Source organism: [Mycobacterium] fortunisiensis (assembly GCF_019050325.1).
Lineage (GTDB): Bacteria > Actinomycetota > Actinomycetes > Mycobacteriales > Mycobacteriaceae > Mycobacterium > Mycobacterium fortunisiensis.
This window is the reverse complement of the sequence record NZ_VOMB01000018.1, coordinates 33,059-56,912: the sequence shown is the minus strand read 5'-3', so window position 1 is coordinate 56,912 and position 23,854 is coordinate 33,059. Positions and strand designations below refer to the sequence as shown.

The window sequence follows — 23,854 nt, the reverse complement described above, 5'->3', positions numbered from 1 at the left end:
CGCCAACAAACCCGCACCCAACGCATCAACACCGAACGCCGACTCAACACCGAACAAGACAAACCACCGCCCTACTGACAGATCCTCGACGTAGGCGATCAGCGGTTGACCGGTATCGAAACCAACGCCTGCTCGACGCACGCCGGCCAGGCACCCTCGTCGAGCACGGTGACCGCACGCGCTCCGTATGCGCTGGAGATGACGACATCGGGCTGCAGGCTCGCCAGCAGGTGCAGGCTGTCGGTCATGGCCGCGGGGTCGCCGATACCGGGGATCACGAATGTCGACCATCGACCGTCGGCGGCGACGAACATGGTGTCCCCGGTGAACAGGTACCGGCCTTCGGCGCCCTCGACGAGGTAACTGGTGCTGCCCGGAGTATGCCCCGGGGTGAGGAGTACCTCGATCCCACGGTCGTCGACGTGCCGGGTGGACAGTGGCACGTCGATCGTGCGGTGTCGTCCGATGGTGTCGTGTTCGGCGGCGGGTGCGTGCAACCGGGAACCGAACCGATCGGCGACGCGGGCCAGCATCGGGCCGGCCTCGTCCTGGTGTGACAGATAGTGGTCGTCGACTCCGCCGAGCGCATCCAGCGCGGCGAAATCGGAGTCGGTGGCCGGGCAATAGAACAGCGCGTTGTGCCCATCCGACGTCCACAGGTAAGCGTGCGTCGTCAAACCCGGAAACGGTGTGTCGGTACGCGTTTCCCACAGGTCGGCCCGAATCCGGGTGAGTGAAGTTGTCATGCCGACAGCGTCGACCCTCAACAATGGTTGAGGTCAACTGTCGGTGTGTTCAGTCTTTCTCAGCGCTGTCCCAGGTGGAGATCATGGTGCCCAAGATCTCCTCGGCGCAGCCCAGCCCGCCGAGGTGGCTTTCGTAGGGCAGCTCGGTCATGGTGGCGTCAGGCAGCCGGGACACCACGTGCTGACCGTGGGAGAACGGCACGATGTGGTCGTGGTCGCCGTGCCACCAGCGCACCGGCACCTTCACCTCGTCGAGCCGGAAACCCCAGTCCCGCTCGAACACCACGATGTCGTAGAACGGGGCGGCCAACTGCTTGCGGCTGCCGTTGAGCAGATCGTCGAGGAACATCGCCTTGAACTCGGGCCGGCCCAGCATGCGCCGGTCGCCTTCGGGCGAGATCCGTGCGTAGATCTCCAAGGCGGGGGAGGCGACCGGACGGATCAGCCGGATCAGCCCCGAGGCGGCCAACCGGATGGGCGCTCCGGCCACCTCGAGCACCGGTGCCACCCGGGCGCCCAGCTGCATCAGCGGACTGCTGATCGCGTCGGGCCCCACCATTGGTGCCACGCCGCCGAGCACCCCGGCCGCCATCACCCGGTCGGGCATGGCCGCCGCGGTGGCCAGCGTGTAGGGGCCGCCTCCGGACAGCCCGATGACCGCCATCTTGTCGATGCCCAGTGTGTCGGCGATGGTGCGCAGATCGGCGCCGAAATCCAGCACCCGCTGGTACTGGTGCGGGGTGGAGGACCCGATGCCGGGACGGTCGACCCCGATCAGCCGGATGTGGTTCCGCTCGGCGTAGATGCGCGCCTCGGTCGGGATCTGCCGTCGGGCACCGGGGGTGCCGTGCAGCCAGAACACCGCCCGGCCCTGCGGGTCGCCGAATTCGGCGAACCCTAGTTGTCTGCCGTCGTCGACAGCGATGTTGCCCTCCAGCTTGGGGCGGTCGATCGGGATGACCACGTCTCAGCCCGCGACGGAGGCGTCGTAGATCGACTGGATAGAGGTGTCCAGCGTGCTGTTGAACTCCGCGTCACTCTGCTGGGCCGACAGTCCCTCGGTCAGCGCCCGGCTGAAGCTGGCGATCACTCCGGTGTTCTGGGCCAGCAGCTTGTTGGCCTCGTCGCGCGAGTAACCACCCGACAGTGCCACCACCCGCATCACCTTCGGGTGCTGCACCAGCGACTGGTAGTGGTTGGCGTGCGTGGGCAGGGTCAGCTTGAGCATGACCTTCTGGTCGGCCGGCAGGGCGTCCAGATTCTTGGTGATCTCGTCCCGCAGCAGGTCCTCGGCCTCGGCCTTGTCGTCGATCGAGATCGTGACCTCGGGCTCGATGATGGGGATCAGACCGTGCGAGAGCACCTGCTTGGCCACCTCGAACTGCTGGGCCACTACGGCGGCCACCCCATCGGGGTTCGCGGCACCGATCACCGAACGCTCCTTGGTGCCGAAGATGCCGTTCGCGGCGCCCCGGGCCAGCAGCTCGTCCAGCCCTGGCATCGGCTTCATCACCTGCACGCCGTCGGCGACCTCGGCCAGCCCCTTGTCGATCTTCAGCAGCGGAACGACGCCCTTGTCCTCCCACAGGTAGGTGGCGGTGGGCTTGCCGTCGATGGAGCGGTCCATGGTCTGCTCGAACAGGATCGCGGCCAGCACCCGGTCACCGTTGAACACCGGTGAGGTGATGATGCGCGAGCGCATCTGGTGGATCAAGTCGAACATCTGCTCTTCGGAGGAGTAGGCGTTCTCCTCGACGCCGTAGAGACGCAGGGCCTTGGGGGTCGAGCCGCCACTCTGGTCGAGCGCGGCGATGAAGCCCTTGCCCGTGGTCATCTTGTCGGCCTGCTGCTGGTTCACCATGAGGTTGTCCACTCCTTTGAAGACGTCTGTCGCCTCAGAGGATATTCGGGCCGCACCCCGCCGTGGTACCGGCCACCCATCGGGGGCAGGAATCCGCTATCGGGGCGCGACGACAACCGGCGTAGACAGGATCTCGCGGTACTCCACCATCGGTTCGCGCTTGATGACCGCGCTTCCGGCGGTGACGAGCAGCTCGGTCGGTGAGACCGCGTAATTGACCTGATAGTTCCGTGCGACGAACCGGCGACCGGGCTTGACGTCGGCGGATGCGGCCAGCGCGGCCCGGTCCGAAAGCCGCACGCCGTGATACTCGAGGCCACCGCTGCGGTCCAGGCAGATCACCACCAGCGAGCGTTCGGTGCGCCCGATCGCCCGCGCGGTCTGGGTGTCATCGCAGCGGGCCTGCGAGCCGACGAAGCCCGCCTCGTCGAACGCGAACCCGGCGGCGGCCGGTGCGGTAACCGGTGCGACGACGTCGCGCGGGGCCGGCAGCTCCGGCTTCACCTCATACGTCCGGGCGCCCACCGCATACACCGAGTCTTTCGCCGACAGCTTGGATGCCAGCGTGGTGATGATGACGAAGGCGGTGAGCAGGGAACTGACCACGGCCGTGGCGGCCACCCCGATCCCGACCGGCAGCCAGCGTCGCTGCGGTGCCTTTCGATGTCGTCCGCGCCGAACCGGCGGACACGATGGATGCGGTGTGGAAACGAGGCAGGTGACCAAGCTTGCTCCCGGGAAGCGGCGGTGTGGGCAGGCGGCGGGTGCTGACGCGAGCTCATATTGTGCACGACGAGGCCGGGCCTCGTGGGTGACACCCGCCAACTCGTGCGAATCCGGTCGAAACGCGTTCCGCCGCGCGGGGGTAGCTCAACGGGCTTTGAAAGCGGCTCGGCAACAGTGAGATTCACCCCGCCCGGCGGCCTGCGATCGAGTCCGCCGCAGGCAGAGGCAATGTGGGGCCGCGGTGCGATCCGCGCCGGGCAACGTCGTGATGCGCCGATCGCCATTCCCGTCACGCCGATTCAAACCGGTAAGCCCGGCGTCCAACGTCGTTAGCGTCGAACGGTCGATATCAGCAGCCGTTTTGGAGGGAGTGTGGCGATGTCTCTGTCCGAGGTCGCGTCGAGTACCGGAGTCCGGATCACCCCACTGTCGGGATATACCGGCGCCCTGATCGACGGGATCGACCTGTCGAGGCCGCTGTCGTCGGAGCAGACCGCGTCGATCCGGTCGGCCCTGCACCGGTGGAAGGTGGTGTTCTTCCGGGACCAGGACATCGACCATGCCGCGCAGATCGCGTTCGGTGCCCAGTTCGGGGCGGTGACGCCAGGGCATCCGTACGAGGGCGATTCTGCCCCAGCCGGATTCCCGCAGATCCATACGGTCTCTCCGGCGGCCTACGACCACCGGTACGGCACCAAGTACCGCAAGCGGCAAAGTCCCAACGGACCTGGCTGGCACGCCGACGTCACGCCGTTGATCAACCCGCCGTCGCATTCGATCCTGCGCGCCGAACGGGTGCCCGGGTACGGCGGCGACACCCAGTTCACCAATGTCGCAGCGGTGTATGCGGGGCTTTCTCCGTCGGTGCAGGGTCTGCTCGACGAGTTGCGGGCCGAGCATCGCTTCGGTTCGACGACGTCGGCCGAGCGCAGCCCGGAGAAGATCGGGGACCTGGTGCGCAGCAATCCGCTCGCGACCATCCACCCGGTGGTACGCGTACACCCCGAGACGGGGGAGAAGGTGCTCTACGTCAACCCGTCCTTCACCCGTGAGATCGTCAATCTCTCCCCACGGGAGAGCCGGCACCTACTGGACCTGTTGTTCGAGGAGATCGGGCGGCCCGAGTACTCGGTCCGGTTCAGGTGGGAGCCGGGCAGTGTGGCGTTCTGGGACAACCGGGCCGCGCTGCACCTGGCCCCCCGCGACTTCGAGCACGTCGAGGGTGATCGGATCCTGCACCGTATCACCCTGGTCGGCGACATCCCGGTCGGGCCCGACGGCGTTGCCTCGGAATCGATTTCGGGTGACTACTTCGGTGCCGCCTGAGATGGCCACCCTGTTGTCGCGGCCGGCGCCCGCCGGTCCGGGCGCCACCGATCTCGTCGACCCGCGCGCGGCGGTCCGGCGGACGCAGCGCAAACCGGCGGTGCCGCGGTCGGTGCAGCGGCTGCTGGGGCCGGTCCTGCTGGTGGGCCTGTGGCAACTGTGCTCCACCGTCGGCATCTTCGACGAACGCACGGTGCCACCGCCCACCCGGGTGGTGCGCGCCGCGTGGACCCTGCTGGCCGACGGCACTTTTCAGGAGCATCTGACCGCCAGCCTGCTGCGCGTCGGCTACGGGTTGGTGTTCGGTATCGTGCTCGGGCTCGGGCTGGCCCTGATCGCCGGGTTGTCCCGGATCGGCGAGAACTTCGTCGACGCGAACATGGAAATCCTGCGGGCGGTACCGAACTTCGCGCTCGTGCCGCTACTGATCGTGTGGTTCGGTATCAGCGAGGTGCCCAAGATCCTGCTGATCACCCTGGCGGTCGCGGTCGCCATCTACATCAACACGTTCAGCGCGATCCGCAGCGTCGATGCCGCACTGGTGGAGGCGGCCCGGTCGTTCGGCGCGGGCCGGGCCGAGATGATCTACCGGGTCATCATTCCCGGATCGTTGCCGGGGTTCCTGGTCGGCTTGCGGCTGGCCCTGACCGCCTCCTGGCTGTCGTTGATCTTCGCCGAGACGATCAACGCGAAGAAGGGGCTCGGCCGGATGATGACCGATGCCCGCGAGTACTTCCAGATCGACATCGTGTTCGTGCTGATCGCCGTGTACGCGATTCTGGGCCTGGTCTCGATCCTTATGGTCCGGTTCCTGGAAGGGCGGTTGCTCACCTGGAGACGGGCCTATGACGGGGACTGAGACGTTGCCGCCCACCCTCGACGCAGACTCCGTGGTGATCGCGCGCGGTATCCGGAAGCGGTTCGGGGACAACGTGATCCTCGATGGTCTGGACCTGGAGATCCGGGCCGGTGAGTTCGTCGCGCTGCTGGGGCGCAGCGGCTCGGGCAAGAGCACGTTCCTGCGTGCCCTGGGTGCTCTCGACAGCGACGTGGACGGCTATCTGCGGGTGCCTGGGCGGCGGGCGATCGTGTTTCAGGATCCCCGGCTGCTGCCGTGGCAGCGGGTGCTGGCCAACGTGACGATCGGCTGGCCCTCCGGCGGCGCCGTCGCCCAGCGGGCCCTGGCCGCGCTGGGTGAGGTCAAACTCGCGGACAAGGCGAGAGCCTGGCCGCGCACGTTGTCGGGCGGTGAGGCGCAGCGGGTGGCACTGGCGCGGGCGTTGGTGCGGGAACCACAACTGCTGCTGCTCGACGAGCCGTTCGGTGCGCTCGACGCACTCACCCGGATCAGGATGCACGGCCTGTTGTTGGATCTGTACCGCCACCACACCCCGGCGGTGCTGCTGGTCACCCACGACGTCGACGAGGCGATCCTGCTCGCCGACCGGGTGATCGTGCTGACCGACGGGGTGCTCTCGCTCGATGTCGACGTCACGGTGCCGAAGCCCCGCGCCCGCGACACTCACGAATTCGCCGCGCTGCGAAAGCGTTTGCTCACTGAACTCGGCGTGTCCGAAGACAAGGAATGAATCACATGCTTTTTGGTGGTGCAGGCCCGCGCCGGTGTGCCGTGCTGTTGTTGGTGCCGTTGCTGTTCAGCGCGTGCGGGTTGTCCGACGACGAGTCCGGAGGTGCCATCGACACCGTGCAGATCGCGGCCAAGACCGAGGTGCCCGCCGGCACCAAGCTCGTCATCGCCGAGCAGAACGGGACCCAGTCGCTGCCCTGGAAACTGGCGAATGCCGGCCACGACGCACCCTACGAGGTCGATTTCGCCGACTTCAGCGGTGGGGCGGCGGTGATCGAGTCGTTGCGCTCGGGAGCCGCCGACGTGGGTGCGATCGGCGAGGCGCCGGTGCCGATCGCGGTCGACAGTGGGGTCACCGACCTGGTGACGATCGGGTTGCAGGCCAACCCCGGGACCAGCGGCGGCTATTACCTGGTGGCGCGTCCCGACAGTGGGGTGAAACGCATCGAAGATCTCCGGGGTAAACGGGTGGCCTATCCACCGGGATCGGGGCGCCACATGATCACGGCTGCGTTGCTCAAACGGCACGGACTGGACTTGCGAACCGATGTGCATCCGGTGGAACTGGCTGGGGCAGAGGTGGTTCCGACGTTTGCCGCCGACGCCGTCGATGCCGCGATCGTGCTGGGCAACCAGTACTACCAGTTGGGTGAGCCGCCGATTCTCGGTGACGGCAAGGGGATCAACACCGGTATCCAGACCTTGATCGTGCGCCGTGACGTGCTCGACGACCCGGCCAAAGAAGCCGCCATCGGTGACTATGTCGGTCGCGCCGTCGCGGCAAACAACTGGAAGGACACGCACTCCGACCAGTGGATCGACCAGTACTACGTCGCGGTGCAGGGCATCACTTTCGATCAGGGCCGCAAGCTCTACGACGAAGATGGGATCGCCTCGTACTACCCGATCGACGCGGATTCCACCGCGTTGTTCCAGACCGTTGCCGACGGCTTGTACGACACCGGGACCATCAAGAGCCACGTCGATGTGAAGCCCTATGTGGACGGTCGCTACAACGACATCGTCACCGCGCAGAACGAACTCGACGGTGTCATACCGAAATCACTGACGCCGTAACGACTCCCAGAAAGGATCACAGATGACGCAAACGACGACCGCATTGAGTATCCGGCCGCAGGCCGGCTGGATCGGCGCCGAGATCCACGGAATCGACCTGACCGCACCGCTGCTCGCGGAGCACGTCACCGAAATCCGTGCCGCGCTGCTCAAGTGGAAGGTGGTGTTCTTCCGCGGCCAGTTCATCGGTCACGACGATCACCTGCGGCTGGCCCGGGCGTTCGGTTCACCGACCCCGGCCCATCCGTTGTTCGACTCCATCCCGGACCCGGACTATCCGACGATCTACCCGATCTTCGCCGACCGCTTCAAGGCCCGCTACGGCAGCAGCCGCGGCTACGACAAGGCGAATTGGCATGCCGATGTGACCGCGGCGGTGAATCCGCCTGCGGCGTCGATCCTTCGGGCCGAGGTGATCCCGCCATACGGCGGCGACACCCAATGGGCCAACACCGTTGCGGCGTATGAGGGTTTGTCCGCACCGTTGCAGCGACTGGCCGATGGCCTGCGGGCCGTGCACCGCTTCTCGCCGCCGGACGGCACGACGGCGACCGAGGACTATCAGCGTCGAGTGCAGCGTCGTCCACTGCTCACCGAGCACCCGGTGGTGCGGGTGCATCCCGAGACCGGAGAGCGCGCGCTGTACGTCAACCCGGGTTTCACCAGCCACATCGTCGACGTCTCACCGCACGAGAGCCGCCGGCTGCTGGGGTTGTTCTACGACGAGCTGGTGCGGCCGGAGTACACCGTGCGGTTCAAGTGGGAGCCGGGCAGCATCGCGTTCTGGGACAACCGCGCCACTGTGCATCTCGCCCCGTCGGACCTCACCGGTGACCACGATCGCCGGTTGTACCGGGTGACGCTGGTGGGGGATGTGCCGGCGGGACCCGACGGCCGTCCCTCGGTGGCGTTGGACGGCGAGCCGTTCGAGGCAGCCTGAGACGGCGAGCCGTTCGAGGCAGCCTGAGACGGCGAGCCGTTCGGGCCGGCCTGACCCGGCGGGGTCACCCGGCCGGCACCACGACGGTCAGTTCGTCGCCGACGCGTTCGACGGTCATCCCGGCGCGGCGCGCGACGGTGGCCACGGCGGCGGCATCGTTGGGTTCGGCCCTGGAGCTGACCAGTGCGCGGGCCAGCTGACCCTTGTGCGCCTTGTTGAAGTGACTCACCACGGTGCGGTGCCCGTCGGGGTGCTCGGCCAGCACCTGTACCCGGACGGCGCCTGCGACGCGGCCGAGGCCGGCGTAGGAGCCGGAGCGTAGGTCCACGATGAGCTCGCCGGCGGCCAGGTCGGCGAGCACCGGCTCCAGCAGTGGGCGCCAGCGCTTGACGAGGCCGGGTTGCCCCGGCAGCTTCGAGGACGCGGACAGTCGGTAGGCAGGCACCTCGTCGTCGGCGCGCAGCAGGCCGAACAGGGCCGAGCCCACCGCTAGCCGGGCACGGGCACGGGCAACCGCTGCGCCGCGTAGCGAACCGACGTCCAGAGCGTCGTAGAGCACCCCGGTGTAGCGCTCGATGGCCGGCATGGTGGGCGCCCGCCACAGTGCGGCATTGCGCTCGATCTCAGCGTCCTGGCCGGCGGAGAGGCCCAGGGCGGTGCGGCAGGCCGGCGGATCCCCGGCGAGCTCCACCAGTTCGTCGACCAGCGACTGACGAAGCGGGGTGAGGGCGGGGGAGCTCAGGGTGTCCAGACGCAGCGGCGGGCCGTCCCCGCCGGTGCGCTTGGTCTCCGACGGTGGCAGGAGCACGATCACACGCCGACGTTAGCCGAACGATCGCGACTCTCCGGCTACCGACCGGTGTGATCTCAGACCGCGAACGGAGCGGGTTCCTCGGGCGCGGGCGGCGCCGGGGGCGGCGGTACGTCCAGCACGATCGGCGCGGGGGCGGCCATCGGGTCCACCGGGGCGAACGGGTCGGCCGGCGGCGGCGGGGCGAACGGATCGATCGGGGCCGGAGCTGCCATCGGGTCGACCGGCGGGGCGAACGGGTCGGCCGGGGGCGGTGGCGGCGGGGCGAACGGGTCGACGGGAGCCGGTGCGCCCATCAACTCGATCGGTGCCGGGGGCGGCGGAGCGCCGAAGGGCGGCGGAGCGTCCGCGGGCGCCGGGGGGAGTGCCTCGGCCGGCAGATACATGTGGTGGTTGAACTGCCGCTGATAGGCGCCACCGCCACCGATCTTGACCCCGCTGCCACCTTCGCCCGAGGACACCGCGGTGCCGTCCGGCAGGGTCACCGCGGTGTGGCCGCTGTTCCAGCCGATCACCAGGGCACCGGGCTGGGTGCCGTACTTGAAGCCGCGGGCCAGCAGCGCCCGCTCCTGGTTGCCGGTGTGGAACCGGTCGCCGTAGACGGGGCGACCGGTGGCTGCATTGCTGATCCAGGAAGCCAGGCCCGAGCAGTCCGTGCCGGCCGGGGAGTCTCCACCTGAGATGTACGGCGTGCCCGAAACCTGCTGGACAAGCGCCATAAGCGTGGCGATAGCAAACATGCGGCCGGACGCTAGCAGAGCTGATTTTGGGTGGGCAAAATATGTGACTCCGTTCACAACCATCGGTGGGTATGGACTGCTTCACGCTTTGGCTGATCGAGTGTGGTTGTCCGCGATGGTTATTCGGTTGCCGGTGGCGGGTAGGAAACCGTCGCGCGATGACCGGGCGTGTTCTCGGTGAATAGTGCTGCGGCACTGGACTTGTGCTGCGGTTCGGCGCGGATTCAGGGGGTTCGATCTGTCACGGGAGGCGTGAATTACATTGGTTTCATAGGTATTTCGATCATGATGCGGTGGGGCGGTCGGCGTCGAGGGGGTGATGCTGCCTGCCTGGGGCCGGTGACGACGCCGCGGCGGGGAACAGGTCCGGGCGGTGCAATTTCGGCAACGCCTCAGCGGCGCCGGACGGTGGCTGGACGCCGACCGGGGAAACCGACCACGGCCCGGGTCCAGGGGGCCTGTCGAAGGCGGGCGAGGCCCATTATGCAACCAAATGGCTGCATAATGAGTGGCGGCTCCGGTACCGACGTAGGTGAGGGGGAACCCGGACAGATGGACGACGTCTTCAAAGCGCTGGCCGACGCCACTCGGCGGCGGCTGCTCGAGAGCCTCGACGAACAGAACGGACAGAGCTTGCGGGAGCTGTGCGGTGGCCTGTCGATGACCCGGCAGTCGGTCAGCAAGCACCTGGCGGTACTGGAAACCGCCAATCTCGTCACCACGAGGCGTGTGGGGCGGGAAAAGCGGCATTACCTCAATACCGAGCCGATCACCACCGTCGCCGACCGCTGGATCGACCACTACGCCCACGCCCGCGCTCATGGGCAGGCCGGCCTCAAGACGGTGTTGGAGCACCCGACGGTGAGCGAGTTCGTCTACGTCACCTATATCCACACCACCCCGGAACGGCTGTGGCAGGCGATCACCAACCCGGCGTTCTCCCGCAGCTACCTGGGGCACGGCATCGAGTCGGACTGGCTGAAGGGCTCGTCCTACACCTGGATCGAAGACGGGGTGCGCATCGAGCACCCCGAGCAGATGGTGCTGGAATCCGATCCCTACCGCCGGTTGGCGTTCACCTTCCACACGTTCACGCCCGAGCTGCGCCGGATCGACCCGCAACTGAGCGAGGAGACGATCGCCGCGGCCGCGGGCGAACCCCGGTCACGGGTGGCCTTCGACATCGAAACCGTCGGGGACCAGGTCAAGCTCACCCTGGTCCACGACGGTCTCGGCGTGGATGGCGTGGTGCGAGAGTTGGTCTCGCGCGGCTGGCCGCTCAAGCTGTCCGGTCTCAAATCGGAGCTGGAGCGGGCCGCCTAGACCAAGCTGTCCTGCGGATCGCGCCGCGTCGGCGTCGGCCACGGTGCCGGCAGCGGGCGCTGCCGCACCCGTTGGGGCCACCAGAACCACTTGCCCAGCAGCGCCGCGATCGACGGGGTCATGAACGACCGGATCACCAGGGTGTCGAACAGCAGGCCCAGGCCGATCGTGGTGCCCACCTGACCGATCACGGCCAGCTCGCTGACCGCCATCGACATCATGGTGAACGCGAACACCAGGCCCGCCGAGGTCACCACCGACCCGGTACCGCCCATGGCCCGGATGATGCCGGTGTTCAAACCGGCATGGATCTCCTCTTTGAACCGGGAGACCAGTAACAGGTTGTAGTCCGCACCGACGGCCAACAGCACGATGACCGCCATGGCGATCACCATCCAGTGCAACTCCAGCCCGATCAGGTGCTGCCAGATCAGCACCGACAAACCGAAGGATGCGCCCAGGGACAGCACGACGGTGCCGACGATGACGGCGGCGGCCACCACGCTGCGGGTCAGGATCAGCATGATGATGAAAATCAGGCACAGCGCCGCGATTCCGGCGATCAGCAGGTCGTAGTTGGCGCCTTCCTGCATGTCCTTGAAGGTGGCCGCGGTACCGCCGAGGTAGATCTTGGAACCCTCCAGCGGGGTGCCCTTGATCGCCTCCTTGGCGGCGTTCTTGATCGGATCGATGTGCGAGATGCCCTCGGGGCTCATCGGATCGCCCTCATGGCTGATGATGAACCGCACCGCGTGCCCGTCCGGCGACAGGAACATCTTCATGCCGCGCTTGAAGTCGGGGTTCTCGAAGGTCTCCGGCGGCAGGTAGAACGAGTCGTCGTTCTTGGAAGCGTCGAACGCCTGGCCCATGGCCGTCTGGTTCTCCATCATCGCTTCCATCTGATCCTGCAGACCACCCATGGTCGCCTGCATGGTCAGCATCATGGACTTCATCCGCTTCATCGTGTCGATCATCGGCGGCATGATCGTGAGCATCTGCGGCATCAGCTCATCGAGCCGATCCATGTCCGGCATCATGTTCTGGATGTCGTCGGTCATGGTGTCGATGCCGTCGAGGGTGTCGAAGATCGCCCGGATCGACTGGCACATCGGGATGTCGTAGCAGTGCGGTTCCCAGTACAGGTAGTTGCGGATCGGGCGGAAGAAATCGTCGAAATCGGCGATGTGGTCCCGCATTTCGGCAACGTCGTCGACCATCCCGTGCATCTTGCCGACCATGCTGTGGGTGGTGTCGGACATCTGCCCGACCAGCGTCAGCATCTTTTCCATGGTGTCGACGGTGGTCTGCATGTTGTCGGCCATCACCAACATGTCCTTCATGCGGTCCTGCATGTATTTCATGTTCATCATCTGGGTGGTGCCCTGCATGCTGATCTGGAACGGGATCGAGGTGTGCTCGATCGTCGTTCCCTGCGGGCGGGTGATGGCCTGCACCCGAGAAATGCCGGGTACCTGGAAGATTCGCTTGGCAATCCGGTCGACGACCAGGAAGTCCGCGGAGTTGCGCAGGTCGTGATCGCTTTCGATCAGCAGCAACTCGGGGTTCATCCGGGCCTGCGAGAAGTGCCGGTCGGATGCGGCATATCCGGTGTTGGCCGGCAGATCAGCCGGCAGATAGACCCGGTCGTTGTAGTTGGTCCGGTAGCCGGGCAGGGTCAGCAGACCGACGAGGGCCAGCGCGATGGTCGAGATCAGGATCGGTGCCGGCCAACGCACCACGGCCGCACCGATTTTGCGCCAGCCGCGGGTCCGCATGGCCCGCTTGGGCTCCAGGGTCTTGCCGAACCTGGTGGCCACCGTGATGATGGCCGGCCCCAGGGTGAGGGCGGCGATCACGCCGGTGACCATGCCGATGGCCAACGGGAAACCGAGGGACTGGAAGTACGGCAGGTTGGTGAAGTGCAGGCACAAGGTGGCGCCGGCGATGGTCAGTCCTGAACCCAGCACCACGTGGGCGGTGCCGTGGAACATGGTGTAGTAGGCCTGTTCTCGGTCCTCGCCGACACTTCTGGCCTCTTGATATCGCCCGATCAGGAAGATGGCGTAGTCGGTGGACGCGGCGATGGCCAGCGTCACCAACAGGTTGGTGGCGAACGTGGACAGGCCAATGATGTTGTAGTAGCCCAGAAAAGCGATCACCCCGCGGGCGGCCGACAGGGACAGCACCACCATCACCAGGGTGAGGATCACCGTGACGATGGAGCGGTAGACCAGCAGCAACATGATGATGATGACCGTGAAGGTCAGCGCCTCGATGATCTGGACGCTGCGGTCACCGGCGATGTGCTGGTCGGCGGCCAGGGCGGCCGGGCCGGTGACGTAGGCCTTCACCCCGGCCGGCGGGGTGACGCTCTCGACGATCTTCTGGACGGCTTCGACCGATTCGTTGGCCAGCGCCTCGCCCTGGTTACCCGCGGTGTAGACCTGCACGTAGGAGGCTTTGCCGTCGGAGCTCTGGGCGCCGGAGGCGGTCAGCGGATCGCCCCAGAAATCCTGGACGTGCTCGACGTGCTCCTTGTCGGCCTCGAGCTTGTCGACGACCTCGTCGTAGTAGTCGTGCGCGTCGTCACCGAGGGGCTCGTCGCCCTCGAGCACCACCATCACCGAGCTGTTGGACTTGAATTCTTGAAAGACCTCGCCGACGCGCTTCATGGCGATCATCGACGGCGCCTCGTCCGGGCTCATCGACACCGAGCGCATCTTCCCGACCTCTTCGAGCTGAGGCACGGCGACGTTCAGCACGGCGATCAGCGCGATCCAGCCGATGATGATCGGCACAGCCAACCGGCGGATCCACTTGGCGATCCCGCGGTGCTGAGCCGGTCTCGGCCCGCTGACCGGGAATGCTTCGGTCGGGGCGTCGTAGTTGCTCATGCAGATTTCACCAAGCAGAAGGTTTGGGCGTTCACGCCGTTGGAGGTTCTCTCGTCTTTGACTTCGTCATCGACGGTGATGCGGCAGCTGATCGTGTCGCCGTTGCCCTGGGCCACGATGTTGGGGAACACCGACGGCGCGGTCGATTCCAGCCGCAACGTCCACGGCAGGGTCACCCCGTCGATGCGTTGCGGCTGGGCGTCGAGGTCGAGGTAGTTCACGTCGGCGTAGGCACCCGGCTCGCCGTAGATCTCATAGACCACGACCTTGGGGTCGAACGGCTTGGTGTCATCGACCTTGGCGCTGGAGATGCCCGACCCGTCGCCGGCGCCGAAGAACGTGCGCACCCGCATCACCGTGAATCCGCCGACCAGCACCACCGCGGCGATGATCAACGGAATCCAAAATTTCTTCGCCAGGCCAGAGAGTGAAAACTGTTTCCGGCGAGAGCTTTTCGTCGCTTTGGTCATCGTCAGTGGGTACCGGTCCGTCGATTGTGGGCGATGGGGCGATCAGGCGTGGCCGACATGGCGGCACGGCCGCTCGCGGGGAAGCGTGTGTGCACCATGTTCACCTCGATATATCGTGCCTGTCTAGCCGAATGGCTAACTAAAACTTAGCGAGATATTAGCTTATTTAAGTGAGTGACAAAACGGCGACACAGGTGTGATGGTGCCACCCCGGGGGCCCGCAGTCGGCGCCCGCCAACCTTCGCCACGGTGCACGTAACGACAGGTCACGCCGCCGTTGCGGGTTGCGCTGGACATACGTGGGCGGCGATCGGCCCGACGACTGTGATGCAGCTAACGAAAAGGGGCTGGGCTTCACCGCCGATCACGGCAACGAAACCCAACCCCTGTCGAACCCCGGAACTAGTGCCAGTCCCACACCGACATGTCGTTGGGCGGGTAGTTCTGGCAGACGTCGGTGGTGTTGGCTGCGACGCCCTTGTTGTTGAAGAACAGCTTGGCCCAGTTCGGCCAGCGCCAGGACATGTTCTCGAAGAAGGCGTTGGTGGCCATGTTCTCGGAGTACTGGCGGCGGCCTGCGTAGTCCATCGAGAAGAACCAGTGGATCCGGTCCTGAGCGCCCTGCTGGTCGGCGACCGGCTTGTTGTTGTAATCGATCATGTAGCGCTCGTAGTAGACCGGCTCGACGTCGCGGGCGGCGGCCATGATCTGTTCGGCCGTGCACGGTGTGCGCAGGATCCGGTTGGGGATCGGATAGTCGTCGGTGGCATCGGCGGAGGCGGTGCCGACCCCGAGGCCGGTGGCGATGCCGGCTCCAGCCAGGCTGCCGGCGATGGCGCAGGTGGCCACACCGGCGCGGATGAGGTTACTGACACTCTTGCGGTTGAACATCTCGCTCCAAAACTCTCGGATCCGGCTCAGGGCTCAGACTACGGCCGCGTGGCGGCCTGTTCGTAGACAAAGCGCTGATCGGGGCAGTAGTAGTTGATTGCGGTACCAAGGAACTGCCATGCCTGCGCGGTGGTGCTGTCCCGGTCCAGTTGCTTGGCCACGAAATTCACCGAATCCTGCGCGTTGTGATCGACGCCGTTGTGGAGCCGTTTGCACGCGATCTTGGCGATCCAGGCGTTGTAGTCACGCGGCCCGTAAATGCCGAAGGTGTGCAGCTCATTGGCGAAATCAGTATCAATCTCGGCGTGTGCGGGAGCGGCGAAGGCGATAGCCGCCGCGGCACCGATCACTGCCAGCCCTGCAAGCTTCATGCGGTGAATCTTAGCCCATCTAAGCCTGTTCCGGATGTGCGGTTGGTCAACTTCTCGCCGACAGCAGCGGCACGCGTTGTTCGGCACTGGTCAGCGAACCGTGATGGCCGATCAATGCCGACTCCACCGGCTCGACACTGCGCCGCACCAATGCGGTCGACCCGCGGGCGGCCACCACCACGTCGCCGATGCGGGGCCGCACGTCGTCGCGCACCCGTGGGCCGAACCATCCCGCCGCGATCGCCTCGTCGCTCGACACCACCCATGCCGCGTCTCCCAGCGTGGTCCGCCACGCCGCGAGCACGTCGTCGACCGCGCCGGTGGCGGTGTAGAGGTGCCGCGCCCGCACCTCGCCCCCGACGGCGACCACGCCATCTCGCAGGGGCCGACATTCGTCGATGTCGATTGCCGAGGCTTCGTCGACAGCGACCATCCCGTGGTCGGCCACCACGGTGAGCAGGCAGTCCGACGGCAGGGTTTCCAGCACCGACTCCACCAGACGATCGACCTGGCGCAGCTGCATCCGCCACGGCGCCGAGCCCGGCCCGTGCAGGTGGCCGACGAGATCGAGGTCGGCGTGATAGCCGTAGCAGAAGCCGCCGTCGGCGACGACCGCGCTGACCGCGGCCGCGAGGTCACCCAGGGCGTGCGTCCCGACGTAGCGCCCGCCCCGCAAGACCGCCCTGGTCAGCCCGGAACCGGCATATTCCGCGCCCGAAACGACCGATACGGCGAACCCCGCCGCCTCGGCGCGCTGCAACGTGGTGGGCAGTGGCTGAACGCGTTCCGGGAGCACCGTCTCGCGCAGGTCCGGGCCCCATGGGTGCGGGCGCCAGCGCAGCGCGTTGATCACGTCGACGTCCGGGCCGGCCTCGGGAAGACGGAACGTATAGCCGACGAAACCGTGCTCGCCCGAGCGGCAACCGGTGCCGATCGCCGCCAGACCGGCCGCGGTGGTGGCCGGGAAGCCGACCTGCAGCGTGCCCGGTGTCCGGTCGGCCAGCGCCGTCATCACCGGCGCGTCGGCACCGTGGGCGGTCAGCAGTTCGGCGCCCAGCCCATCGATCAACAGGACGCAGGCCCCGCGGACCGGGCCCGGCCAGCTGATCCGGGGCTCGAATCCGCCGACACCCATCGCGGACAGGACCGAGGGCACGACGTCGGCCAGGTGCGGCACATCGGGATCGGGGTGCGGCAGCTGCACATCGCAAGTGTGCCCGATCACTCCGACACAGCCGGTACGCTCGATTTTCATGAAGTTGACGAATGCCGTGATCGTTGCTGCCGCCGCGGTGGTGGTGTCCGCAGGTGGGGCGTTCAGCGGTGTCGCCGGTGCCGATCCGGTACCGGCCCCCGGTCCCGCACCGGGCCCGGCTCCCGGTCCGGCGCCCGATGCCGCCGCCGCGGCTCCGGCCGGGCCCGACGCTCCCGCGGCCCCAGCTGGTCCCGCCACGACTCCAGCCGGACCCGCCGCACCCGCGACGACCATGGACCATGACGGCATCTTCGTCGTCGGTACCGACATCCAACCGGGCAATTACGCGTCGGCCGGCCCGGTCGCCGACGGCACCTGCTACTGGAAGCGGATGGCCGATCTGCACGGCGGTGACGTCATCGACAACGCATTCACGAAGAAGCCGCAGGTGGTCGCGATCGAGGCCACCGACAAGGCGTTCAAGACCAGCGGGTGCCAAACGTGGCAGATGACCGATGCCGCCCCGGACGCCCAGCCCAACGGTCCCATCCCCGCACTGGTGGGGCAGGCCAAGCTTCGGGCCTGGCTGAACACCCTCAACAACAACGCCCGTAATTACGACGGGTCGCAGGTACCGATGCCCTGATCCGGTGGTCACGCGGGTTTCTCTCAGGAGTAGCCACCGCGTGGCCGACTCGGTGCGCACCGCCGCGCTGCTACTCTCGGCCCGACGTCACGAAAGCAGTTGGGTCGATACGGAAAAGGGTGTTGTGCGCGGCGCAGAGATCAGGGCCCTGACGGGACTGCGCATCGTCGCAGCGGTCTGGGTGGTGCTGTTCCACTTCCGGCCCCTGCTCTACCAGGTCGCACCGGATTTCACCAAGGCCCTTGCCCCGGTTCTCGATTGCGGCGCCCAAGGCGTCGACCTGTTCTTCATCCTCAGCGGGTTCGTGCTGACGTGGAACTACATCGATCGAATGGGACCCACCTGGGACACCCGGGCCACATTGCACTTCCTGTGGCTGCGGTTGTCGCGGGTATGGCCGGTCTACCTCGTCACCCTGCACCTGGCGGCCCTGTGGTTGATCTTCACCCTCAACGTCGGCCACATCCCACCGGAAGACACCAGCGGCTACAACGCCGTCAGCTACATACGCCAGCTGTTTCTGGTCCAACTGTGGTTCGAGCCGTATTTCGACGGGTCGAGCTGGGACGGACCCGCATGGTCGATCAGTGCCGAGTGGCTGGCCTACCTGTTGTTCGGTGCGCTGATCCTGGTGATCTTCCGGATCGCCCGGGCCACCCGGGCGCGCAGCCTGGTGCTGCTGGCCGTCGCCGCGACGCTGCCACCGGTGGTGTTGCTGTTGGCCACGGGCCACTTCTACACCCCATGGAGTTGGCTGCCCAGGATCATCATGCAGTTCACCGCCGGCGCGCTGGCCTGCGCAGCGGTGCGCAAACTGCATCTGACGGACCGGACCCGGCGCACCGCCGGTTACCTGTCGATCGTGCTGAGCGCGGTCATCGTCGGCGGGCTGTACTTCTTCGACGCGCATCCGTTGAACACCATCGGTGACGCCGGCGGCGTCGTCGACATCCTGTTCGTGCCACAGGTGGTGGCGCTGGCGATCGGGGTCGGCACCCTGCCCGCGCTCCTGTCGACCCGGCTGCTCGTCTACGGGGGACAGGTATCGTTCGGGCTGTACATGGTGCACGAGTTGGTGCACACCGCCTGGATCTGGACCACCAGGCAATTCGAGCTCACCCTGACACCCACGCTCTCGGGTAAGGCGACGCTGCTGGCGCTGTTGGCGATATCGCTCGTCGGCGCGGTCATCCTGTACCACTGGGTCGAGGAGCCGGCTCGAAGGTGGATGCGCAGGATGGTCGACATCCGGCCGGTCGAGCAGGCCAACCCGAAGCTGCACCGGATCGACACCGAGCCGCAGGACCGAAGCGACGAGGTTTCCGCCCGTGCGGGGTGACGGATGGTAACCATCCGGAGCCATCTGTAACCATCCAAACGCGCTGTGCGACAGGTTGTTATGCCCTTGTTATCGCTGTGTCACCGGCTGCCTGGGTGCGGCCGGGGTTCACCCCATAGGCTGTCCCGGTATCGCGGTACGGGGCAGATGGGGTCTCGCCGGCAGTGGAGGTTGCAGTGAGTCGTCTGACCACTTTCATCGTCTCACTCGGCCTTCTGGTCGGGCTGTTCGCGCAGGCGCCGCAGCAGCGCTATGTCAACTCCGGGCTGGATCCCCAGATCAGCCACATCGCGGTGATCGGCGACTCCTACACCACGGGCATGCTCGCCGAAGGCGGGATGGGGCCGAGGAACTGGGCGACACTGACCTGGCAGAAGTTGGCGCAGCGCGGGGTGCAGGTGGACGCCGACGTGGTGGCCGAAGGCGGCGCCGGGTACGTCGCCCGCGGCAACCACGGCAGCATCTTCGCCGACCTGACCCCCCGGGCGGTGCGGCCCGACGACGCGTTGATCGTCTTCTTCGGGTCCCGCAACGACAAGGATGCCGACCTCGGCGCGGTCACCCGGTTGAGCCACGATGCCCTGGCCCACGCCCGCCAGACCGCCCCGGCCGCCCGGATGCTGGTGATCGGACCGCCGTGGGTGAATCCCGAGGTGCCGCCGAATCTGCTGGCCATCCGCGATATTCTGCGGAACGAGGCCGAGTTGGTGGGGGCCACGTTCATCGATCCGATCGCCGACCGCTGGTTCTTCGACAACCCCGAGTTGATCGGGGCCGACGGCATCCACCCGACCGACGCCGGTCACGCCTACATGGCTGACAAGATCGCACCGCTGATCGGCAAGGAGCTGCCGCGCTGGATCTGAGCGGGTGGCTCAGGCGTCGGACGTGGTGCGAAACCGATCGCGGTAGGCCTTGGGTGACACCCCCAGGTGTTTGACGAACACCCGACGCAACGTCTCGGCGCTGCCGAATCCGGCCAGCGCGGCGGTGTCGCCAACCTGGCGACCGGCGTCCAGGGCGGCCCGGGCGACGTCGATGCGCACCATCTCCACGTACTGCGCCGGGGTGGTACCGAGTTCGGCCTGGAACAGCCGGGTCAGTTGTCGGGTGCTCAGCGATGCCAGTGCCGCAAGACTTTTGACGCTGTGGCTCGCGGTGGGATCGGCCCCGATGGCCTCGGTGACCTTCCGTAGCGCCGACTGCGGGGCGGCATCTGATTCGACCAGCGTGGAGAACTGGGACTGGCCACCGGCCCGCTTGAGATACACCACCAGCGACCGCGCCACATTGCGCACCAGATCGTCCCCGTGATCGGCCTCCACCAGGGCCAGCGCCAGATCGATACCGGCTGACACTCCTGCCGAGGTGTGGATCTCGCGGTCGCGGACGAAGATCGCGTCGGGCTCCACCGAGATCGTGGGGTAGGCGCGGGCCAGCAGCCGGGCGTGGCGCCAATGCGTGGTGGCCCGGCGGCCGTCGAGCAGGCCGGCCTCGGCCAGGATGAACGACCCGGTGCAGATCGAGGCCAGCCTGCGGGTGTGTGTGGACACCTCGCGCACCGCAGCCACCAGGGCGGGGTCGATCGGCCGGCCGACCAGGCTGTCGCCGCCGGAGACCAACACGGTGTCGACCGGGCCGATCCCGGCGATGCGGTCGGTCACCGCGAACGTCGTGCCGATCGACGTGCTGACATCGGCGCCGTCGACCGAGGCGATGCGCAGGCGGTAGTCGGCGCCGAACCGGTTGGCTTCGGCGAACACCTCGGCCGGACCCGCGACGTCCAGCAGTTTCATCCCGTCGAAGACCACGATCGCGATCTCGCGTGGCCCTGCCGCTTGTGCCATCCGCTCATTGTGTCGCTTCTTGTGGGAAACGTGGCGCATCGGCCATGGGTCCGCGGGTCAGCCGCGACGCAGACTGGGTTCACAGCGAAGAAGGAGGTCGACATGTCATCCACTGCAGGCGCCACCGTCACCGTCGTTCCGCCGGGTGCCGGGGACATCGCTGAAATCCCCGGCTTCGGTGCGGTTTTCAAGCTGACCGGTGCGACCACCGGCGGCCAGGTGTCCATCGTGGAGCACCCCTTCGCGGTCGGGATGATCACCGCAGCCCACCGGCACACCCATGAGGACGAGCACTCGATCGTATTGGCCGGTGAGATCGGCTTCCGTTCCGACGACAACGAAGTCGTGCTGGGTCCCGGCGGCTACATCACCAAGCCGCGCGGCCAGATGCACGCCATGTGGAACGCCGGTACCGAACCGGGCCGCATCATCGAAGTCATCACGCCCGGAAACGGTTTCGAGAACTACTTCCGCGAACTCGGCGAGCTGCTGACCTCGAGCGGCGATCCCGGGCCGGACGCCCCGGCGCTGCACACCACACCGGAATTCATCGAGCTGTCCGCCAAGTACGGCCTCACCTATGGGGCACCGGAATGGTTCGACGACATCGTGGCCCGTTATCACCTGAACCCGCCCACCCACTGACCGAGGAGACAGTCATGACGACTTCACTGACCAACAACATCGCCGGGATCGTGTTGCCCGACACCGCGCTGGTGCGCGAGGTCACCGAATACATCCGCGACGTCGAGGACGATCTGCTGTTCCACCACTCACGTCGGGTGTTCTACTTCGGCGCTCTGCAGGGCCTGCGCCGTGGCCTGCAACCCGACCTCGAATTGCTGTACGTGGGCGCGATGTTCCACGACATCGGGCTGACCGAGCCCTACCGGAGCACCTCACAGTTGCGCTTCGAGGTCGACGGCGCCAACGCCGCCCGGGACTTCCTGTTGCGGCACGGTGTCGAGGAGGCCGCCGCGCAGAAGGTGTGGCTCGGTATCGCCCTGCACACCACCCCCGGCATCCCGGAGTTCCTGGATCCCGAGATCGCGCTTGTCACAGCGGGTGTCGAGACCGATGTGCTCGGTATCGGACGCGACGACCTGACGGAGCAGGACCTGGACGCCGTCACCACGGTGCACCCGCGGCCTGATTTCAAGAACCGGATCCTGCACGCCTTCACCGAGGGCGTCCGGCAGCGGCCGGGATCGACGTTCGGCACGGTCAACGCCGACGTACTCGCACACTTCGACGACACCTTCGTGCGAGGCGACTTCGTCGACGTCATCCTCGCGAACGGCTGGCCGGAATAGCCTGTGAAGCAGGAGATATCACCACTGGACCGGCGCTTCGAACGAGATGTGCTGCCACTGTCGGACCGGTTGTTCGTCGCGGCGCTGCGGCTGGCCGGAAACCGGCACGACGCCGAAGACCTGGTGCAAGAGACGATGCTCAACGCCTACACCGGTTTCCACACGTTCACCGACGGATCGAACCCGTCGGCCTGGTTGTTCCGGATTCTGCGGAACAACTGGATCACCCGGTACCGGAAGCGTCAGCGCCGGCCGGCCGAGGTGCCGATCGAACAGTTCGACGATCGATACATCGGGCCGGTGGTGCACGGCAGCCAGCAGTCCGCCGAGTTGTCGGCGCTGGCCGCCCTGCCCGATGCGGACATCAGCGCCGCGTTCCGGGGCTTGCGCCGGCAGTATCGCCTCGCGGTGTACCTGGCGGACGTAGAAGGCATGTCCTGCAAGGAAATCGCCGCGGTCACCAACGTCCCGCTGGGCACTGTCATGTCGCGGCTGCACCGCGGCCGGCAACAGCTGCGCAGCTCCCTTCAGAACAGGAGTCAATCGTGACCACGCCACTCCCGGCGGCCATCCTCGCCGACCTCGCCGCGGGCACAGATCTGCCGGCACTCGATGCCGTGGGCCCCACGGTGGAGTTTCTGTCCTATGCCGACGACGGTGACAATCAGATCTGCGTGTTGCGCGCGGTCATCCCGCCGGGCGTGACGGTGCCGCTGCACAGCCACGACGACTTCGAGGACTTCTACATCCTGGCCGGCGGCCACCAGGTACTGATTCCCGGCGAGGACGGGCTGCAGTGGCGCGACGTGCGGGCCGGCGACTACGTCCGTATCCCAGGCGAGGCGCCGCAGCCCACCGCAACATCGGCGAGCGGCCGGCCGTGGATCTGATCATCACCACGCCGCGGATCGGCCGCTTCTTCCGGGAGGTGGGTCGCCCCGCGGGCTCGCCACCGATGACCGCGCAGGAGCTGGCGCATTTCGTCGACACCGCGCACCGTTACGGCTATCGGCTCGGTACCCCGGACGACAACGCCGCGGTCGGGATCGAGCTGCCGAGCTTCACCGGGTGATCAGCCGGCGTTGATCCGGCGCTCGGCGAGTTCGCGTATCGGTTCGGCCAGCGCGTCGGCGCGCAGGATCTGGGGCAGCAGTCCGGGTTCCAGGGTGAGGGCCCGGAACACTACGCCGATGGTGACGTCGTGGTCGGGCCGGTGCGTCACCGTGACGTCGTCGCCGCCGGCCACCGAGCCCGGTGTCACGAGCCGGAAGTAGGCGCCCGGAATGGCGGTTCTGGTAAAGGTTTTCACCCATCCGTTGAGCTGCAGCCAGTTCGCGAACGTCCGGCACGGGATCCGCGGTCGGGATACCTCGAGCTCGAGCCCGGCCTTCCCGACCCGCCAGCGTTCACCGATGAGGGCATTGGTGACATCGATGCCCGCGGTGGTCAGGTTCTCGCCGAACTCGCCGTTGGCGATCTCGCGGTCGAGTCGGACCTGCCAAGCGTCCAGGTCTTCGCGGGCGTAGGCGTAGACCGCCTGGTCGTCGCCGCCGTGGAACTGCTGGTCGCCGATGATGTCGCCGACCAGGCCGCTGCCCAGCCCGCCGTGCATCGGGCCGGGTGCGCGGACCGCCACGGCCCCGGTCACCGGTCGTTTGTCGATGCCGGTGACGGCACGTCCCTCAGCGGTATTGGGTCGTGGATGAGCCACATTGACCGTCAGCACCTGCGCCATGAGGTTCAGGGTAGC

The 23,854-nt window shown here is 66.9% G+C and carries 27 protein-coding genes; 14 read left to right on the top strand and 13 right to left on the bottom strand.

What is annotated here, in order from left to right; genetic code table 11:
* Positions 1 to 98: 98 nt before the first annotated feature.
* The 4 genes from FR943_RS15155 to FR943_RS15140 form a co-directional block, all read right to left on the bottom strand.
* Positions 99 to 746 (bottom strand): MBL fold metallo-hydrolase, encoded by a 648-nt coding sequence (locus FR943_RS15155; protein ID WP_217158586.1) that lies wholly within the window; start codon positions 744 to 746, stop codon positions 99 to 101.
* A gap of 49 nt (positions 747 to 795) precedes the next feature.
* Positions 796 to 1,710: an alpha/beta fold hydrolase gene (locus FR943_RS15150; RefSeq protein WP_217158585.1), complete on the bottom strand. Its 915-nt coding sequence runs from the start codon at positions 1,708 to 1,710 to the stop codon at positions 796 to 798.
* A 3-nt stretch (positions 1,711 to 1,713) separates the two neighbouring features.
* Entirely contained in the window at positions 1,714 to 2,607 is an 894-nt protein-coding gene (locus FR943_RS15145; protein WP_217158584.1) for a fructose bisphosphate aldolase, read from the bottom strand.
* Between the two features lie 96 nt (positions 2,608 to 2,703).
* Positions 2,704 to 3,228 (bottom strand): hypothetical protein, encoded by a 525-nt coding sequence (locus tag FR943_RS15140; RefSeq protein WP_217158583.1) that lies wholly within the window; start codon positions 3,226 to 3,228, stop codon positions 2,704 to 2,706.
* Positions 3,229 to 3,711: 483 nt separating this feature from the next.
* Between FR943_RS15140 and FR943_RS15135 the strand changes: the two genes are divergently transcribed.
* From FR943_RS15135 to FR943_RS15115, 5 genes are read left to right on the top strand one after another with little or no spacing between them, the layout of a single operon-like run.
* Complete coding sequence (locus FR943_RS15135) at positions 3,712 to 4,659, top strand: TauD/TfdA dioxygenase family protein (RefSeq protein ID WP_217158582.1); 948 nt, start codon at positions 3,712 to 3,714, stop codon at positions 4,657 to 4,659.
* Positions 4,637 to 5,518 (top strand): ABC transporter permease, encoded by an 882-nt coding sequence (locus tag FR943_RS15130; protein ID WP_308170565.1) that lies wholly within the window; start codon positions 4,637 to 4,639, stop codon positions 5,516 to 5,518. Before FR943_RS15135 ends, FR943_RS15130 begins: the two co-directional genes overlap by 23 nt.
* Positions 5,505 to 6,248 carry an ABC transporter ATP-binding protein gene (locus tag FR943_RS15125; protein ID WP_217158581.1) on the top strand — a complete coding sequence of 248 codons (744 nt, stop codon included), beginning with the start codon at positions 5,505 to 5,507 and terminating at the stop codon, positions 6,246 to 6,248. The genes FR943_RS15130 and FR943_RS15125 overlap by 14 nt, the downstream gene beginning before the upstream one ends.
* Before the next feature lie 5 nt (positions 6,249 to 6,253).
* Positions 6,254 to 7,324, top strand: coding sequence for a PhnD/SsuA/transferrin family substrate-binding protein (locus FR943_RS15120; RefSeq protein WP_217158580.1), 1,071 nt, complete (start codon positions 6,254 to 6,256; stop codon positions 7,322 to 7,324).
* 22 nt (positions 7,325 to 7,346) lie between these two features.
* The gene (locus FR943_RS15115) at positions 7,347 to 8,264 is read left to right on the top strand and encodes a TauD/TfdA dioxygenase family protein (protein ID WP_217158579.1); all 918 of its coding nucleotides are present in this window, start codon (positions 7,347 to 7,349) and stop codon (positions 8,262 to 8,264) included.
* Between the two features lie 64 nt (positions 8,265 to 8,328).
* Here the strand turns inward: FR943_RS15115 and yaaA are convergent, their stop codons facing one another.
* A complete protein-coding gene (yaaA, locus tag FR943_RS15110; protein ID WP_217158578.1) occupies positions 8,329 to 9,078 on the bottom strand; it encodes a peroxide stress protein YaaA in 750 nt (249 codons plus the stop codon).
* Positions 9,079 to 9,131: 53 nt separating this feature from the next.
* Positions 9,132 to 9,815: a C40 family peptidase gene (locus FR943_RS15105; protein ID WP_217158577.1), complete on the bottom strand. Its 684-nt coding sequence runs from the start codon at positions 9,813 to 9,815 to the stop codon at positions 9,132 to 9,134.
* A 552-nt stretch (positions 9,816 to 10,367) separates the two neighbouring features.
* Between FR943_RS15105 and FR943_RS15100 the strand changes: the two genes are divergently transcribed.
* Positions 10,368 to 11,138, top strand: a complete 771-nt coding sequence (locus tag FR943_RS15100) for an ArsR/SmtB family transcription factor (RefSeq protein WP_217158596.1) — start codon at positions 10,368 to 10,370, stop codon at positions 11,136 to 11,138.
* On the opposite strand, the gene FR943_RS15095 is transcribed toward FR943_RS15100, so the two are convergent.
* From FR943_RS15095 to FR943_RS15075, 5 genes are all read right to left on the bottom strand, one after another.
* Positions 11,135 to 14,032, bottom strand: a complete 2,898-nt coding sequence (locus FR943_RS15095; RefSeq protein WP_217158575.1) for an MMPL/RND family transporter — start codon at positions 14,030 to 14,032, stop codon at positions 11,135 to 11,137. The genes FR943_RS15100 and FR943_RS15095 overlap by 4 nt on opposite strands.
* Positions 14,029 to 14,502, bottom strand: a complete 474-nt coding sequence (locus tag FR943_RS15090) for an MmpS family transport accessory protein (RefSeq protein WP_217158574.1) — start codon at positions 14,500 to 14,502, stop codon at positions 14,029 to 14,031. The genes FR943_RS15095 and FR943_RS15090 overlap by 4 nt, the downstream gene beginning before the upstream one ends.
* A 402-nt stretch (positions 14,503 to 14,904) precedes the next feature.
* Positions 14,905 to 15,393: a DUF5078 domain-containing protein gene (locus FR943_RS15085; RefSeq protein WP_217158572.1), complete on the bottom strand. Its 489-nt coding sequence runs from the start codon at positions 15,391 to 15,393 to the stop codon at positions 14,905 to 14,907.
* A 38-nt stretch (positions 15,394 to 15,431) separates the two neighbouring features.
* Entirely contained in the window at positions 15,432 to 15,764 is a 333-nt protein-coding gene (locus tag FR943_RS15080) for a DUF732 domain-containing protein (protein ID WP_217158571.1), read from the bottom strand.
* Between the two features lie 46 nt (positions 15,765 to 15,810).
* Complete coding sequence (locus FR943_RS15075; protein WP_217158569.1) at positions 15,811 to 16,968, bottom strand: alkaline phosphatase family protein; 1,158 nt, start codon at positions 16,966 to 16,968, stop codon at positions 15,811 to 15,813.
* Positions 16,969 to 17,017: 49 nt separating this feature from the next.
* Between FR943_RS15075 and FR943_RS15070 the strand changes: the two genes are divergently transcribed.
* From FR943_RS15070 to FR943_RS15060, 3 genes are all read left to right on the top strand, one after another.
* On the top strand, positions 17,018 to 17,605 hold the full coding sequence (locus tag FR943_RS15070) for an Rv1352/Rv1906c domain-containing protein (RefSeq protein WP_217158567.1): 588 nt from the start codon (positions 17,018 to 17,020) through the stop codon (positions 17,603 to 17,605).
* Positions 17,606 to 17,729: 124 nt separating this feature from the next.
* The gene (locus FR943_RS15065; RefSeq protein WP_217158595.1) at positions 17,730 to 18,944 is read left to right on the top strand and encodes an acyltransferase family protein; all 1,215 of its coding nucleotides are present in this window, start codon (positions 17,730 to 17,732) and stop codon (positions 18,942 to 18,944) included.
* A gap of 176 nt (positions 18,945 to 19,120) precedes the next feature.
* Positions 19,121 to 19,810 carry an Rv0518 family GDSL lipase gene (locus FR943_RS15060; protein ID WP_217158566.1) on the top strand — a complete coding sequence of 230 codons (690 nt, stop codon included), beginning with the start codon at positions 19,121 to 19,123 and terminating at the stop codon, positions 19,808 to 19,810.
* A gap of 9 nt (positions 19,811 to 19,819) precedes the next feature.
* Here the strand turns inward: FR943_RS15060 and FR943_RS15055 are convergent, their stop codons facing one another.
* Positions 19,820 to 20,791, bottom strand: coding sequence for a GlxA family transcriptional regulator (locus FR943_RS15055; protein WP_246585046.1), 972 nt, complete (start codon positions 20,789 to 20,791; stop codon positions 19,820 to 19,822).
* A gap of 102 nt (positions 20,792 to 20,893) precedes the next feature.
* On the opposite strand from FR943_RS15055, the gene FR943_RS15050 reads away from it, so the two are divergent.
* Genes FR943_RS15050 through FR943_RS26435 form a run of 5 tightly spaced genes read left to right on the top strand, consistent with a single transcriptional unit; the run spans position 20,894 to position 23,176 of the window.
* Complete coding sequence (locus FR943_RS15050; RefSeq protein WP_217158562.1) at positions 20,894 to 21,436, top strand: cupin domain-containing protein; 543 nt, start codon at positions 20,894 to 20,896, stop codon at positions 21,434 to 21,436.
* Between the two features lie 14 nt (positions 21,437 to 21,450).
* Positions 21,451 to 22,104, top strand: a complete 654-nt coding sequence (locus FR943_RS15045) for an HD domain-containing protein (protein WP_217158560.1) — start codon at positions 21,451 to 21,453, stop codon at positions 22,102 to 22,104.
* Positions 22,105 to 22,107: 3 nt separating this feature from the next.
* Complete coding sequence (locus FR943_RS15040) at positions 22,108 to 22,653, top strand: sigma-70 family RNA polymerase sigma factor (protein ID WP_217158558.1); 546 nt, start codon at positions 22,108 to 22,110, stop codon at positions 22,651 to 22,653.
* A complete protein-coding gene (locus FR943_RS26440) occupies positions 22,650 to 22,994 on the top strand; it encodes a cupin domain-containing protein (RefSeq protein ID WP_246585045.1) in 345 nt (114 codons plus the stop codon). Before FR943_RS15040 ends, FR943_RS26440 begins: the two co-directional genes overlap by 4 nt.
* A complete protein-coding gene (locus tag FR943_RS26435) occupies positions 22,985 to 23,176 on the top strand; it encodes a hypothetical protein (RefSeq protein WP_246585044.1) in 192 nt (63 codons plus the stop codon). Before FR943_RS26440 ends, FR943_RS26435 begins: the two co-directional genes overlap by 10 nt.
* On the opposite strand, the gene FR943_RS15030 is transcribed toward FR943_RS26435, so the two are convergent.
* Complete coding sequence (locus tag FR943_RS15030; protein ID WP_217158557.1) at positions 23,177 to 23,839, bottom strand: MOSC domain-containing protein; 663 nt, start codon at positions 23,837 to 23,839, stop codon at positions 23,177 to 23,179.
* Positions 23,840 to 23,854 lie beyond the last annotated feature (15 nt).

What these genes read in the sequence shown, in the direction of transcription:
- FR943_RS15120 (WP_217158580.1), top strand. Translation starts at nt 6,254, where the DNA reads ATGCTTTTTGGTGGTGCAGGCCCGCGCCGGTGTGCCGTGCTGTTGTTG.
- FR943_RS15070 (WP_217158567.1), top strand. Translation starts at nt 17,018, where the DNA reads ATGAAGTTGACGAATGCCGTGATCGTTGCTGCCGCCGCGGTGGTGGTG.
- FR943_RS15085 (WP_217158572.1), bottom strand. Translation starts at nt 15,393, where the DNA reads ATGTTCAACCGCAAGAGTGTCAGTAACCTCATCCGCGCCGGTGTGGCC.
- FR943_RS15090 (WP_217158574.1), bottom strand. Translation starts at nt 14,502, where the DNA reads ATGACCAAAGCGACGAAAAGCTCTCGCCGGAAACAGTTTTCACTCTCT.
- FR943_RS15045 (WP_217158560.1), top strand. Translation starts at nt 21,451, where the DNA reads ATGACGACTTCACTGACCAACAACATCGCCGGGATCGTGTTGCCCGAC.
- FR943_RS15030 (WP_217158557.1), bottom strand. Translation starts at nt 23,839, where the DNA reads ATGGCGCAGGTGCTGACGGTCAATGTGGCTCATCCACGACCCAATACC.
- FR943_RS15095 (WP_217158575.1), bottom strand. Translation starts at nt 14,032, where the DNA reads ATGAGCAACTACGACGCCCCGACCGAAGCATTCCCGGTCAGCGGGCCG.
- FR943_RS15080 (WP_217158571.1), bottom strand. Translation starts at nt 15,764, where the DNA reads ATGAAGCTTGCAGGGCTGGCAGTGATCGGTGCCGCGGCGGCTATCGCC.
- FR943_RS15050 (WP_217158562.1), top strand. Translation starts at nt 20,894, where the DNA reads ATGTCATCCACTGCAGGCGCCACCGTCACCGTCGTTCCGCCGGGTGCC.
- FR943_RS15145 (WP_217158584.1), bottom strand. Translation starts at nt 2,607, where the DNA reads ATGGTGAACCAGCAGCAGGCCGACAAGATGACCACGGGCAAGGGCTTC.
- FR943_RS15125 (WP_217158581.1), top strand. Translation starts at nt 5,505, where the DNA reads ATGACGGGGACTGAGACGTTGCCGCCCACCCTCGACGCAGACTCCGTG.
- FR943_RS15105 (WP_217158577.1), bottom strand. Translation starts at nt 9,815, where the DNA reads ATGTTTGCTATCGCCACGCTTATGGCGCTTGTCCAGCAGGTTTCGGGC.
- FR943_RS15100 (WP_217158596.1), top strand. Translation starts at nt 10,368, where the DNA reads ATGGACGACGTCTTCAAAGCGCTGGCCGACGCCACTCGGCGGCGGCTG.
- FR943_RS15155 (WP_217158586.1), bottom strand. Translation starts at nt 746, where the DNA reads ATGACAACTTCACTCACCCGGATTCGGGCCGACCTGTGGGAAACGCGT.
- FR943_RS15135 (WP_217158582.1), top strand. Translation starts at nt 3,712, where the DNA reads ATGTCTCTGTCCGAGGTCGCGTCGAGTACCGGAGTCCGGATCACCCCA.
- FR943_RS15115 (WP_217158579.1), top strand. Translation starts at nt 7,347, where the DNA reads ATGACGCAAACGACGACCGCATTGAGTATCCGGCCGCAGGCCGGCTGG.
- FR943_RS15055 (WP_246585046.1), bottom strand. Translation starts at nt 20,791, where the DNA reads ATGGCACAAGCGGCAGGGCCACGCGAGATCGCGATCGTGGTCTTCGAC.